General features: G+C 51.6%; 11 protein-coding genes and 1 pseudogene. 5 read left to right on the plus strand and 7 right to left on the minus strand.

Translation table 11 applies throughout. The annotated features are described in order from the left end of the window. Nucleotides 1-22: 22 nt before the first annotated feature. The 5 genes and pseudogenes from ppk2 to CRO33_RS07930 all read right to left on the minus strand — a co-directional run bounded on the left by ppk2 (nucleotide 23) and on the right by CRO33_RS07930 (nucleotide 3,622). Nucleotides 23-931, minus strand: coding sequence for a polyphosphate kinase 2 (gene ppk2 / locus CRO33_RS07910; RefSeq protein ID WP_097117723.1), 909 nt, complete (start codon nucleotides 929-931; stop codon nucleotides 23-25). 25 nt (nucleotides 932-956) lie between these two features. Beyond that, a pseudogene (locus CRO33_RS07915) lies at nucleotides 957-1,538 on the minus strand (inorganic phosphate transporter); the annotation flags it as partial. Next, entirely contained in the window at nucleotides 1,535-1,822 is a 288-nt protein-coding gene (locus CRO33_RS07920; protein WP_097117724.1) for a hypothetical protein, read from the minus strand. The gene CRO33_RS07920 and the pseudogene CRO33_RS07915, both read right to left, overlap by 4 nt. Before the next feature lie 361 nt (nucleotides 1,823-2,183). Beyond that, a complete protein-coding gene (locus CRO33_RS07925; protein ID WP_034822590.1) occupies nucleotides 2,184-2,441 on the minus strand; it encodes a hypothetical protein in 258 nt (85 codons plus the stop codon). A 161-nt stretch (nucleotides 2,442-2,602) separates the two neighbouring features. Continuing rightward, nucleotides 2,603-3,622: a LacI family DNA-binding transcriptional regulator gene (locus CRO33_RS07930; RefSeq protein ID WP_097117725.1), complete on the minus strand. Its 1,020-nt coding sequence runs from the start codon at nucleotides 3,620-3,622 to the stop codon at nucleotides 2,603-2,605. Between the two features lie 423 nt (nucleotides 3,623-4,045). Here CRO33_RS07930 and CRO33_RS07935 point away from each other — a divergent pair, with 423 nt between their 5' ends. From CRO33_RS07935 to CRO33_RS07945, 3 genes are read left to right on the plus strand one after another with little or no spacing between them, the layout of a single operon-like run. After that, nucleotides 4,046-4,765, plus strand: coding sequence for a gluconate 2-dehydrogenase subunit 3 family protein (locus tag CRO33_RS07935; protein WP_097117726.1), 720 nt, complete (start codon nucleotides 4,046-4,048; stop codon nucleotides 4,763-4,765). Between the two features lie 22 nt (nucleotides 4,766-4,787). Next, on the plus strand, nucleotides 4,788-6,560 hold the full coding sequence (locus tag CRO33_RS07940) for a GMC family oxidoreductase (protein ID WP_034822602.1): 1,773 nt from the start codon (nucleotides 4,788-4,790) through the stop codon (nucleotides 6,558-6,560). A gap of 1 nt (nucleotide 6,561) precedes the next feature. After that, complete coding sequence (locus tag CRO33_RS07945; protein WP_097117727.1) at nucleotides 6,562-7,872, plus strand: c-type cytochrome; 1,311 nt, start codon at nucleotides 6,562-6,564, stop codon at nucleotides 7,870-7,872. 148 nt (nucleotides 7,873-8,020) lie between these two features. Here the strand turns inward: CRO33_RS07945 and chaB are convergent, their stop codons facing one another. Both chaB and CRO33_RS07955 read right to left on the minus strand, forming a co-directional pair. After that, a complete protein-coding gene (chaB, locus tag CRO33_RS07950; RefSeq protein WP_097117728.1) occupies nucleotides 8,021-8,251 on the minus strand; it encodes a putative cation transport regulator ChaB in 231 nt (76 codons plus the stop codon). Nucleotides 8,252-8,956: 705 nt separating this feature from the next. Next, nucleotides 8,957-9,967 carry a TIGR04086 family membrane protein gene (locus CRO33_RS07955; protein ID WP_097117729.1) on the minus strand — a complete coding sequence of 337 codons (1,011 nt, stop codon included), beginning with the start codon at nucleotides 9,965-9,967 and terminating at the stop codon, nucleotides 8,957-8,959. A 479-nt stretch (nucleotides 9,968-10,446) separates the two neighbouring features. Here CRO33_RS07955 and CRO33_RS07960 point away from each other — a divergent pair, with 479 nt between their 5' ends. Together CRO33_RS07960 and CRO33_RS07965 are read left to right on the plus strand one after the other, a co-directional pair. Further along, nucleotides 10,447-10,968 carry a type 1 glutamine amidotransferase domain-containing protein gene (locus CRO33_RS07960; protein WP_034822610.1) on the plus strand — a complete coding sequence of 174 codons (522 nt, stop codon included), beginning with the start codon at nucleotides 10,447-10,449 and terminating at the stop codon, nucleotides 10,966-10,968. A 218-nt stretch (nucleotides 10,969-11,186) separates the two neighbouring features. Then, the gene (locus CRO33_RS07965) at nucleotides 11,187-12,968 is read left to right on the plus strand and encodes a thiamine pyrophosphate-requiring protein (protein ID WP_097117730.1); all 1,782 of its coding nucleotides are present in this window, start codon (nucleotides 11,187-11,189) and stop codon (nucleotides 12,966-12,968) included. Nucleotides 12,969-13,000 lie beyond the last annotated feature (32 nt).

The raw sequence follows: 13,000 nt of genomic DNA on the forward strand, positions 1-13,000 counted from the left end.
CATCGACTGGTCAAAGTATAGTTCAGTAGCTATCAGGCACGATCATGCTCTGCGGCACCGGGTGACGGGCATAATTTTCATGATGAATGCGGGAAGGTAATGAAATCTGCTCGCCATCTGCGGCTTCATACGGCACCTGTTGCAAGAGATGGGAAATACAGTTCAGACGCGCTTTCTTCTTATCAACGCCTTGCACCACCCACCATGGCGCCTCAGAAATGTTGGTGCGCTCCAGCATCATCTCTTTGGCGGCGGTGTAATCCTCCCAGCGGCGACGGCTTTCCAAATCCATCGGACTCAGCTTCCACTGCTTCAGCGGTTCATGGATGCGGCTGAGGAAACGCATTTCCTGCTCTTCATCGGTGATGGAGATCCAGTATTTCACGATCTGAATGCCGCTGCGCACCAGCATGCGTTCAAACTCTGGCGTGCTGTGGAAGAGCTCTTCGTACTCCGCATCGCTGCAAAATCCCATCACCTTTTCGACGCCCGCGCGGTTGTACCAGCTGCGGTCGAACAACACGATCTCTCCCGCTGACGGCAGATGAGAGACGTAACGTTGAAAATACCACTGCGTGCGCTCACGTTCATTTGGTGCGGGCAGTGCCGCCACGCGGCAATAGCGCGGATTGAGTCGCTGCATGATGCGTTTAATCACGCCGCCTTTGCCTGCCGCGTCGCGGCCTTCAAAAATCACCACCAGTCGATGGCCGCTGCGAATCACCCAGTTTTGCAGCTTCACCAATTCGCCCTGAAGATGCAGTAACTCCATAAAATAGCGGCGACGCCACGCCATCTCCTGCGGATCGTTATTGGCCGCCAGACCAAAATCAGCTAACTCCATCTCCAGCGATTCGTCATAGCTGTCATAGAATTCCTGTAAAAAGCGCGCATCAAACATATTGTTGTTATTTATTTCGTGTGCAGACATCGTCTTATCCCTGTCGAAGCGAGCGTTACAGTGAAGTCATGATCCAGTAGAGGGCGGCAGAGAGCAGCGTGGCGGCAGGCAAGGTGAGCACCCAGGCCAAGACCATATTGCGCAGCGTACCGAACTATAAGCCGCTGCGATTGGCGGCCATGGTGCCCGCAATCCCCGAAGAGAGCACGTGTGTGGTGGAGACCGGAAGACCAAAGGCATCCGCTGCGCCAATGGTGCCCATCGCCACCATCTGCGCACTGATGCCTTGCGCATAGTTGAGCTGGCTTTTGCCGATCTTCTCACCCAGCGTGGTGACAATGCGACGCCAGCCCACCATGGTGCCTAATCCCAAAGCCAGTGCCACCGCGACTTTGACCCAGGTCGGGATAAATTGCGTTGCACCGTTCAGCGCGGTTTTCAGCGCCTGCAGATTTTGCTGGGTGGCAGACGGCAAAATCAGCGAGTGATCGGCTTGCAGACTTTTGGTGGTTTCAGCTGCCAGATACATCTCATTACGCACGGCTTGTTTCTGCTCGGCCGGGATAGCCTGCAACGCGCCATATTGCTTCAGCGTGGCGCCGATGTTGCCACTGACCTGAGCCAGCGCGGCGATCACCGTCGTATCGCGTTGGCCGTGTCATGGAAACCATTGACGAACTCGAAACCCAATGCCGCTAACAAGGCAAACCCCAGGAGCATCAGCGGTAGCACACTGCTAAATGTGACCCCGGTTTGTTGGATATCACCGATTAATTGCGTTCCCGCAAAGAGAATGCCGGCGAGTAAAACCATGCCGAACAGGAAAAGCGGTTTCTTACTGTTTTTTGCAGGGAGTTGAATCGCGGAAGACAGCGGTGAAGCGGCAACATGTAAAGTCTGAGGCGTAACGTAATCACTCATTAGTGAAAATTTCCTATAGATCGCTAAAGCAGCATAAGCACAACGATATGTGCGGCTAACATATAGAAAATTTATGAAAATTTTATGACGGAACTGTCAAAATTTAGTCATATAAATGAAATTTTTGAGATGCAATAAAATCGATATTTGTTTTTTTTATCATTAAAAACAATAGGTTGTTTGATTCTTTCGCAGCGGCGGATTCGCCAGTTTGAGTTTTATTTCTGCCATAAATTTGTCACATTATGGTTTGACTGATTACTATAGATTATATTTACAGCAGGAGATCATTACCGTGCTAATGAGATCTAAGGTTGAAGACCCTGCGTTAATGTTGGCGTTAACTTATAGAACCAGACGACTATTTGTGGCGTCTTTTCAACTCATCAAACAACCATTCTTTGCTGATGGGGCCGGAACTTAACTTCTGAATCATGGCATTATCGGCATAATTAAGTAGCCATTCTCCGAGTTCCGCCATGCCCGCTTCATAAGAGCCGTGCACCTCAACAAACTTTTCCGACAAAATCAGTAGCTCCATGCGCAGCGCGTTACTGCGGGTCATGAACTCCAGATAGCCTTCGCGATCGGTTTCATAATCGGGGATCTTCGACAGCACAATGACCTCTTCTTCCTGAATGGTGGCCTGCCAGTGTAAACCGCTCTGTCCTTTATGTGCAGAATAATCATGCTGAACAAGTGAATATTAAATTGTTGCGGTTCGCTTATCTTGCTTTCGCTTTAGCCTCTTATTTTGTGGGGTAACGCTGTACCTACTGACTAATCCAGATTCTCCGCCGTCACAATGCGCAGCTCAACGCGGCCGTCCTGATACAGATCGGGTTCAAAGCCCTGTTCCAGATGTCGTATCAGCAGGTCAGTGGCCAGCACGGCGTGCTGACGGGCGTTTTGATCCAGCGTGTAGGAGAGCGTGCCACTTTGCAGCAGATCTTTCGTCACATCATACAATTCGTGGGTGATGTAGCAGCAGCGGCCCAACAACTGGTGTTGCTGCAATACAGCACTGATATCGCTGTTGTTGTCGCCAGAGTTATACAAACCGACCACATTACTTGATTGCTGTAACGAGTGATTCAGCAGCGTTCGGATTTTGTGCCGTTCATCTTCTCCCGCCAATACTTCACGCAACTGTAACCAGGGGGCGCGTTGGGTGATGGCATCACGAAAACCTGAAATACGTTGAATATGTGCGCTAAAATCAAAACGCCCGCTAACCATGATCACGTCACCCTTGTGGGGCATAGTCTGGCTCATTAATAAGCCTGCGGTACGCCCAGCCTGATATTGATTTATTCCAACATGGCAGAATCGATGTGAATTGGGTAAGTCTGAAACCAGCGAAACCACCGGGACACCTTTATCTTTACACCAGGATAAGGCTTCATGAATAACAGGATAGTCATGCCCATAAACAATAATACCGTCGCGCAACTCACCGCTTTTTTTTATCTTTTCCGCCAGTTTTTCCGGTGGATTTTCCGTCACCAGTGTACGAAATAATTTTATTTTACGATAACCCAGTCGATCGGCAATGTTGGCAAATTCATCGGCTAACTGCTGAAAAAACCAGGTGCCATTACTGCTGAGGAAAACTTCAATCTGCCAGGGATGCTGCGTGTCATCCGGCAGTAAACGCTGCAACCCAGCCTGACGCGCGGCGCGCAGCACTTTGCGTACCGTTTCCGGACGAACCCCGCCACGCTCATTCAGCACCCGGTCAACCGTGGCGATCCCAACCCCGGCCAGTTCAGCCACTTTAATCAGGGTGAGTTTTTTCATTTGTTTCTGAGCCCCAGTAAAATTCATGTTCACTATTTCAACTACGCAGAGTGCGCATCAGGTCACAGCCTGGCGTCTATTTTCGCCGTATTATGCGCAACGTTTCGTGACTGGCAAGATGTTAAATGTTGCGAGACGAAACCACACTCTACATCGTCCAGTCCGGCTTATTAAAAACTTCAATGATGGGAAACCATCAACAAAAACCTTTCAAAGCGCAGGGGGAGTCATTACTCTTTGCTGCGTTGTTAATATTTAATTAATTACGTGATTTGAATGTAAAAACTTACCTCAGTATTTATCTAATAAAAGCCCACCGGGCAGCGTCATTATTTATCCAATAAACCTTATTTATATGGCTCAATGCCAGGCACAAATACGTCTGTTATTTGACCTGGTTTGCAATGTGAAAGCAGGGAAAACATGAAACGCAGAGAATTTCTCACTTCCATCACCGCATTGGGAGTGGCTTCCACGATCCCGACATTGGCGCAGGCCGATGAGGTGAAGGGTGGTCAGCCCTGGGAACCCGGCAAAATCCAAACGCCGCCCGCACCGCCGAGAAAAGGGGGGCTGCAATATCTCACTCAGCATGAATTTGACACGGTAGGCGCCATCGCTGAGCGATTTATCCCAGCGGATGAAACCAGTCTCAGTGGCAAAGAGGCAGGGTGCGCCATCTTTATCGACCGCCAACTCGCGGGTGATTACGGCAACGCAGTGGCGATCTATCGCCTTGGCAAATTCGTGAAGGGCACGCCAGAGCAGGGACCGCAATCCTCGCTCACTCCGGCGCAACGTTATCGCTTAGGGATTGCCGCACTGGATAAGGCTATCCAGCAGCAGTTCGGCAAAAACTTCCTCGCACTGAGTGGCGATCAGCAGGATCAGGTTCTGACGGCGATGGAAAATAATCGCCTCGATCTGGGGGAAGAGGTCGAAACCAAAGTGTTCTTTGAACTGTTGCTGCAGAACGTGCGTGAGGGCTTCCTGTCTGACCCGATTTATGGGGGGAACAAAGACATGACCAGCTGGAAAATGATTGGCTTCCCTGGCGCTCGCTACGACTTCCGCGATCTGCTGCCTAAAAAAGGACAGAAGCTCAACATCATTCCTACCAGCCTGATTGATAACACCCTTTAATTTGTTTGCTGAGCAATAAACTATGAATAACGTCCGTCCAAAAGCTGATGTCGCCATCGTCGGCCTGGGCTGGTGCGGCTCTTTGATCGCCGAAGAGCTGACCCGCGCAGGTCTGAATGTCGTTGCCATTGAACGTGGCCCGTGGTTTGAAACCGCGACAGATTTTCCCCCCTCGGTCGATACCGATGAACTGCGCTGGGATACGCGCCGCAGTATGCTGCTGCCGCCCGCCGTCGAAACCACCACTTTCCGTAATAACACTACGCAAACGGCCCTGCCAACTCGTGAGTGGAACCTGAATGAGCTGGGTTACAACGTGGGAGGCTCGGGCACCCACTGGGCTGGGATGGCATGGCGTTTTACGCCGTTCGATTTCGAGCCATACAGCCAGACCGTGAAGCGTTATGGAAAACAGCAGATTGCCAAAGGGGTGATTCTACAAGACTGGGGAGTGACTTACGACGAGCTGGAACCGTTTTACGATCGCTTTGAAAAGATCGCCGGTGTGTCAGGCAAGGCCGGTAAGCTGAACGGCGAAGTCATTGAAGGCGGCAACCCTTACGAGGGCAATCGCTCAAGCGAATACCCTTTGCCAGCGCTGGAGAGTATGCGTCTAACGGATATTTTTGCCGAAGGCGCGAAGAAGATCGGCTTGAAACCCTTCATGGTTCCCGCTGGCCAGGCGTCACGCGCTTATGTTAACCCACTGGGTGTGCGCATGGGGCCTTGTACCTATTGCGGCTACTGCCTGTATTACGGCTGCGGTAACTTCTCAAAATCCAGCCCTAACGCCTGTGTCATCCCAGCGTTAATGCAACGTGAGAACTTCACGGTGTTAACGGACTCTGCAGTGGTTCGCGTCAATAAAGCGGAAGACGGAAAAACCGCCACCGGCGTGACCTATCTCGATAAGAACAAGAAAGAGTGGGTACAGCCCGCAGACATCGTGATCTTGTCCGCCTTCCAAATGCAAAACGTCCGTCTGCTGCTGCTGTCCAAAATTGGGGTGCCTTACAACCCGGTGACCAAAACCGGCGTGGTAGGGCGTGCCTACAGCTTCCAGACGGTATCGGGTGCAGCGATCCACTTCAAAGATGAAAATCTGAATCAGTATATCGGTGCCGGAGCCCTTTCTTCGCAGGTGGACGACTGGAACGGCGATAACTTTGACCATACCGGTCTGGGCTTTATCGGTGGCGCAGGGATTCTGGTCGTGGCGCGTGGCGCGCGTCCTATCGGCAACGCCGATGCACTGCCGCCGGGCTCGCCACGCTGGGGTAAAGAGTGGAAGAAGGCTTATACCCACGCGTTCCAGAACACCACCTTCATTTTCGGCCAGGGCACCAGCTTCTCACACGAAGATTACTATCTTGACCTTGATCCTGAGTACAAGGATGACAACGGCAATCCTCTGCTGCGCGTCACCTTCGACTACAACGATAACGATCGCCGTTCAGCGAAATTTATCGAAGAGAAAAGCGTCGAGATCGGTAAAGCCATGGGCGCGGAAATCGTCATCGGCACCAACTCTGCTTCGGGGGCTTACTCGCCGTATAACTTTGCCAGCGACCACACCATTGGCGGTGCGGTGATGGGCAACGATCCGAAAACGTCGGTGCTCAACCGTTATCAGCAGTGTTGGGATGCGCACAACGTGTTTGTGCTGGGGGCGTCTTCCTTCCCAAACAATGCGGGATACAACCCGACGGGCACCATTGGCGCGCTGAGTCTGTGGACGGCGAAAGCCATTATTGAACAGTACCTGAAAAACCCAGGTCCGTTGGTGAAGGTGTGAGATGAAGAAAACCAAACTCATTGCGGGCGTAGCGGTGATTGCTGCGGCTGTGGCAGCGGGCATGCTGTGGATGAACGGCGATACCTCCGCGGATGATGTCGCCAGCAACAACGTACTCACCAGCCAACCGCCAACGGCGGCAGACAGTGCCGCAATTGAGCGCGGACGTTATGTGGCGATTGCCAGTGACTGCACGGCTTGTCATACCATGCCGGAAAGCAAACTACCGCTGGCCGGGGGCTACTCCATCAGCACGCCGTTTGGCGGTATTTACGCGAGCAACATCACGCCGGATAGCGAAACCGGTATCGGTAGCTGGACAGAGCGTGATTTCTTCCGCGCCGTGCGTCACGGTAAGGGCAAAGAAGGGGAGCACCTTTATCCTGCGATGCCCTACAACGCTTATGTGAAGCTGACGGATCAGGACATGCACGACCTGTGGATGTACCTGCGCTCGGTTAAGCCAATTCACTATCAGGTGCCGGAAACCAACCTGGGCTTCCCGTATAACATTCGTCTGGCGATGATGGGCTGGAACCTGCTGTTTTTCCGCAACGCAGGTTTCCAGCCAGACAGCAGTAAAAGTGCTGAATGGAACCGAGGTGCTTATTTGGTGGAAGGTCCAGAACACTGTGCCGCCTGCCACACGGCTAAGAATCTGATTGGCGGTGACAGCAGTGATTATCTGCAAGGCGGTAATCTGGGTGAATGGCATGCCCCCGACATCACACCGAACCCGCACACCGGTATCGGAAGTTGGTCTGAGCAACAGGTGGAGGATTACCTCAAGCTCGGCAGTAACCATGTGGCGGTCGCTTCAGGCCCGATGGCGGAAGCTGTGACTAACTCCACGCAGCATCTAACCGACGCTGACTTGCGCGCGATTGCGGTGTATCTCAAGCAAGTGCCTGCGTCGACCACGACGTTGCCGCAACCGTTGTCGATGGACAATGCGCAAATGAAGATGGGTGAAAATGTCTATTCAGCCAACTGCACTGCTTGCCATAACAGCGACGGCAAAGGGATTCCCAACCTCGCGGCGAGCCTGGCGAATAACCCTGGCCTGTTAGCGGATGATGCCTCTTCCATCATCACGACGGTGCTGCAGGGGGGACGCGGCGCGGTCACAGCAGGCAACCCAACAAGCGGTGCGATGCCTTCATTTGCCTGGAAGCTTTCGGACGAACAGGTGGCAGCCGTGGCAACCTACCTGCGCAACAGCTGGGGAAATGCGGCAAAACCAGTGACCTCGGATGAGGTGGCAGACAAGCGAGCCCTGCTGCGCCTGCCTTCGCAGATGGCCGCGCATTAATCAGGTCTGAATCACAGGCCGTCCGCAAGGGCGGCCTGAATCATTCCCCCAAAACTCCTCCCCAAAATGAATTCTTAAATTCTGGCAAAATTCACTCGTCGTTCTGTTAAAGCACGAGCGTTTCCCTCCTGTATCGGCGAGGAGTTCATCAGGACTTCTTATGCCATTTATCGTCGCGGCCTTTTTCGTAGGAATGCTTGACTGCAGCCCAGGCCACTTTATGTGACACTTCCTCCCGAGAGCTGTCATCCTGACGGTCCTTTTTGTCCTTATACTCATCCCAGGCACTGTTAAATGCTGCCAGATAAATATCCTGCGCATGAGCAGGGAGGACATGCCTGACGCTGTCTGGTAGGGAATCTCGTGATTTATACGGCATTGTTGGCCTCCTGTGATTTGAGACTTAAGCCTGGTTCACTTGTGACAATTTTCAACGTTTATTTAAGTGAATGAGGTTATATAAAATTCACTTCAGAATATTGCTTAGGATCCAGATTGTTGACGTCACAATCATCATTGTTCGTCACATTGAGAATTTATCAGTTAATTATTTCTATCCTACTCAAGTACAGGTGGTTCAGACAAGTTAGCACCTACATTAATGACACTGCGGACAGAAGGCTTCTGCCTGGGTTATGAATGATTAAATTTAATCGCAAGAAGATACAGATTTGTCCTGGAAAATGCCTTTAGGTTTACAGCATTGAATTTCCTGCCAGGCTGAATGATTAAACGTAAATATGAGGTTAGAAAATGAAGAACTACACGCTGTCAGCCGCAGTCTTATCCGTCATCCTTTGTGGTGTTTGTTCTTTTGGAGCTTACGCTGGAGTATTTGGATAAAGTGATGAGCCAGCGGTGTTATATGCTCACTTGCTGGCCGAAGCAGCTGCAAATTCGTCTGTACATAAACCGAAACGAGGATTTTATTGTTTAACTACCCCTTAGAAAAGATTCCTTAACTTAAACCTCAAGGGGGATAGAACTTACTCGCTTGCCGCCATGTGATTTTAATGCACAGGGCGGCATGGGGTTTAGCGAGAGGGTCTGATCATCGAAACAGAATTTCTCTCACCGTAATATGTCAGAGAGGTCGTTCACCGACCAGAACGGTATGAGGCTGAGTGCGTCTGCCAATGCGTCCGAATACAGCAGCCAGCACGCCCTCAATAATCAATACGAAGAAGGTAAACCAGCTTGCTCTGGCGGTTGCAGCGGCGGCCTTTTCAGCGGCCTCACGGGCTTTCTGCTCAGCCTGCTGTTTCAGTTGCTGAAACTGTGCCACGGCTTTTTGATAACTCTCAACCGTCTGGTTAACGATCTGCTCAGCTTCCTGATCACTCTTACCTGTCCGGGCTTTGATGATGTTTTTGAGAGCATCCCGGTCGGCAGCCTGAAGGGTGTCAGAATGACGATTAATAACCCCACGGATCCAGTTCACGATATCGTTATCCGCATTTTGAGGATTCTGAGCCGTTTGCTTAGCCTGATCTTGTGCGCTATTTGCCTCACTGTTCACATCCTGCTGAAGCTTATCCGGCTGAAGTTCAGGCTTACCCGTCTGACGGAGGGTGGCCTGTAACTCATTCTGGAGCGAATCTAAATTAATATTATTCTCCTGAAGTTTTTCTTTGGCCATGTTCCCGACAGACGGGGCAACGGCCGAAACACCACTGCCGATCGCACTGGCTCCGGCACCCAGGATATTGAATGCACCTCCGATAATCCCTGTTGCCAGTGAAAATGCCAGCCAGAGGGTGATAAGCGTACTGACGCCAAACATCAGTAAACCGTGTAGTGCGCCCTCGCGTTGTGCCAGCCTGCCAGCGACGTAACCGCCGGCAATGATGGCGATAAGCATACTGACACCCGTCCATATCAGCGCACCGGTACCTATATGTTCAAGTGGATTGCGTTCCTGTTGAGGGTCAATGACAGAAGCACCAATCGCAGTGCCGAGTAATCCTAATAAAATATGAACAATAAGCGCGGCGATAACACCCGCAAATACCGCGCTCCATGAGATACGTTTTAGCGGCAGGCCACCATAAGAATCTGTGACGATTGCACCATCATTTACCCAAGGCTCAGCCATGATATTTCTCCGGTAATTTATGATAATTATCCAACATCACGAAACAGACGTTATGATTTAGCGTAGTCACTAAATAAAAAGCTCACCAAATTTATTTTAGGATTAGTCTGCATTAAACGAGACGGTTAATAATCTTGTAAGGCGCATCTAACAAAATCTCGCCAAGGCGGGATACCTAGAGCGTGAATTTCTTTTCCTTGACGACTCTTAACATGAAAATGGAGCTAACCCTTACAAGGCGGCTCATCAAAATGCTGTTTACATTTTTAGTGATGAATTTCGCCTTAGATACAAAGGGTTGTCAAATCCTGCATAAATATCTGATGACTCGTTGTGTTTAGGTGTCTGTTATTTTCCTCTCCTTCAATTTCTTCTGCTTAGCACCAACCGCCTGGCTTGTGTTTTATGCCATGGCGACCAGACTTATTGGGTTAACTGAGCCCCAAACGCTGAGCCTTTTTAACCGCAAGGAGAAACATATGGGTAAGAAAATAGCTGTCCTGATCACCGATGAATTCGAAGACTCAGAGTTCACCTCACCCGCCGATGCCTACGCCAAAGCCGGCCACGAAGTCGTGACCATTGAGATGCAGGCGGGGAAGGTTGTGAAAGGTAAACAGGGTAATGCGGAAGTCAAAATCGACAGGGACATCGATCACGTTACCCCTGCAGAGTTTGATGCCTTACTTTTGCCTGGCGGTCACTCACCTGACTCACTGCGCGGTGATGATCGTTTCGTGAATTTCACCAAAGAGTTTGTTGCCAGTGGCAAACCAGTGTTTGCCATCTGCCATGGACCTCAGTTGCTTATCAGCGCTAATGGTGTACGCGGCCGCAAAATGACCAGTGTAAAAGCCATCGCTATTGATCTGCGTAATGCAGGTGCTGACTTTTATGATAAAGAAGTCGTTGTGGATGACGATAAACTGGTCACCAGCCGCACGCCGGATGATCTACCTGCGTTCAATCGGGAAGCGCTGCGCATTCTCAATGCGGCCTGAGAGACATCTTCATCGTTCTATTTGTCAGGTGGCCGCTTTACAGAGCGGTCACATCCCTTCCGAAGCAGACTGGTTAACACCGGCCAACGTTTGCCAGATAAATCTTTCACAGAGTTTAGCGCTTCAATGCGAATCCAATGCTTTGAAGGGTTGGGGAAACCCAACAACTTTTTGCTAACTCTCTTCACGAATTGCATGAATAAAGAGGGATAAAAACGATGAGCATCAAGACCAGCGATTTTTTTGTTCAGCGCCTGAAAGAGTGGGGCGTGACGCGCATTTACGGTTACCCGGGGGACGGAATCAATGGGGTGCTGGGTGCCATACAACGCGCAAATGAAAAGGGCGATGGCATTGAATTTATTCAGGTGCGCCACGAGGAAATGGCGGCCTTTATGGCCGCCGGTCACGCTAAGTTTACCGGCGAGCTGGGTGTCTGCCTGTCCACGGGCGGGCCGGGGGCAACCCACCTTTTAACCGGGCTCTATGATGCCAAAATGGATCATGCTCCTGTACTGGCCATTGCCGGGCAGGCAGAGGTAACGGCGAGAGGCGCAAGCTATCAGCAGGAAATGAACCTCGATCGGGTGTTTGCGGATGTGGCGAATTTTGTACAGGAAGCGGCTGCACCGGCTCAGGTTCGCCATCTCGTCGATCGTGGCGTGCGTATTGCCAAAGCGCAGAACGGCGTTGCCGTGCTAATCATCCCAAAAGATATACAGGATGAAGAGTGGCAGTCACCGCCACATTTGCACGGGTTTACCCATTCAGGCAGTGGCTATCAGCGTCCCAAAATTATCCCCTACGAAACCGATTTGCAGCGCGCAGCCGATGTGCTTAATGCGGGTAGTAAAGTGGCAATCCTGATTGGCTCTGGCGCACGCGGTGCGGCGGTTGAGGTCGTCCAGGCAGCAAATCAACTGGGTGCAGGCGTCGCCAAAGCGTTACTGGGCAAAGATGTGCTCCCCGATGACGCCCCTTTTGTAACCGGCTCGATAGGTCTGCTGGGCACTAAACCTTCCTGGGAGTTGATGCAGAACTGCGACACGCTGCTGATGATTGGCAGCGGTTTTCCCTGGACAGAGTTCCTGCCAAAAGAGGGGCAGGCACGTGCCGTGCAAATCGATATCGACCCGGCCATGCTCGGCTTACGCTATCCCTGTGAGGTGAATCTTCACGGCGATGCTGCTGAAACCCTGCGTGCACTCCTGCCATTGCTGGATCACAAAGAGGACCGCAGCTGGCAGGAAGAAATTGCCGTGCAGGTTCAGGACTGGTGGAAGCAGATGGAAGAGCGAGCGCTGGCACCAGCCAATCCCGTTAATCCCCAGCGAGTGGTGTGGGAGATGTCTCCGCAGCTGCCGGATAACGCTATCGTCACTTCTGACTCCGGATCCTGTGCAAACTGGTTTGCGCGCGATTATCGCGTGAAACAGGGACAACGGGCCACACTGTCAGGCGGGCTGGCCTGCATGGGCGCAGCCGTTCCTTATGCGATCGCGGCCAAATTTGCGCACCCTGAACGTCCGGTTGTTGCGCTGGTGGGGGATGGTGCCATGCAGATGAACAACATGGCAGAGCTGATAACCATCCAGAAATACTGGCAGCAGTGGGCGGATGGCCGTTTGATTGTCTGCGTGTTCAATAATCAGGATCTGAATCAAGTAACCTGGGAGCAGCGCGTCATGGAGGGCAATCCCCGCTTCGAAGCCACGCAGCAACTGCCTGATGTGAAGTATGCTGAGTTTGCTGAATCACTGGGGCTGGTGGGCATTTATGTCGACAACCCGGAACAGCTGGCCAGCGCCTGGCAACGTGCGTTAAGCGCAGATCGCCCCGTATTGCTGGAGGTCAAAACTGACCCGGAAGTGGCTCCGCTCCCACCGCATATCACCTTTAAACAGGCTAAAGCCTTTATGTCATCGATGGCAAAAGGCGATCATGGCACCTCGCAGATACTCAAAGACACGGCTAGCCAGCTGTTTTCTAAAAAAAGGTAACGAAAGGCGGTCCTGAAGGAGGGCCGCATCTT

Origin of the sequence: Pantoea sp. GL120224-02, from assembly GCF_900215395.1 — a bacterium.
In the GTDB taxonomy this organism is placed as follows: Bacteria; Pseudomonadota; Gammaproteobacteria; order Enterobacterales; family Enterobacteriaceae; genus Pantoea; species Pantoea communis.

What these genes read in the sequence shown, in the direction of transcription:
- chaB (WP_097117728.1), bottom strand. Translation starts at nt 8,251, where the DNA reads ATGCCGTATAAATCACGAGATTCCCTACCAGACAGCGTCAGGCATGTC.
- ppk2 (WP_097117723.1), bottom strand. Translation starts at nt 931, where the DNA reads ATGTCTGCACACGAAATAAATAACAACAATATGTTTGATGCGCGCTTT.
- CRO33_RS07920 (WP_097117724.1), bottom strand. Translation starts at nt 1,822, where the DNA reads ATGAGTGATTACGTTACGCCTCAGACTTTACATGTTGCCGCTTCACCG.
- CRO33_RS07965 (WP_097117730.1), top strand. Translation starts at nt 11,187, where the DNA reads ATGAGCATCAAGACCAGCGATTTTTTTGTTCAGCGCCTGAAAGAGTGG.
- CRO33_RS07940 (WP_034822602.1), top strand. Translation starts at nt 4,788, where the DNA reads ATGAATAACGTCCGTCCAAAAGCTGATGTCGCCATCGTCGGCCTGGGC.
- CRO33_RS07945 (WP_097117727.1), top strand. Translation starts at nt 6,562, where the DNA reads ATGAAGAAAACCAAACTCATTGCGGGCGTAGCGGTGATTGCTGCGGCT.
- CRO33_RS07935 (WP_097117726.1), top strand. Translation starts at nt 4,046, where the DNA reads ATGAAACGCAGAGAATTTCTCACTTCCATCACCGCATTGGGAGTGGCT.
- CRO33_RS07955 (WP_097117729.1), bottom strand. Translation starts at nt 9,967, where the DNA reads ATGGCTGAGCCTTGGGTAAATGATGGTGCAATCGTCACAGATTCTTAT.
- CRO33_RS07930 (WP_097117725.1), bottom strand. Translation starts at nt 3,622, where the DNA reads ATGAAAAAACTCACCCTGATTAAAGTGGCTGAACTGGCCGGGGTTGGG.
- CRO33_RS07960 (WP_034822610.1), top strand. Translation starts at nt 10,447, where the DNA reads ATGGGTAAGAAAATAGCTGTCCTGATCACCGATGAATTCGAAGACTCA.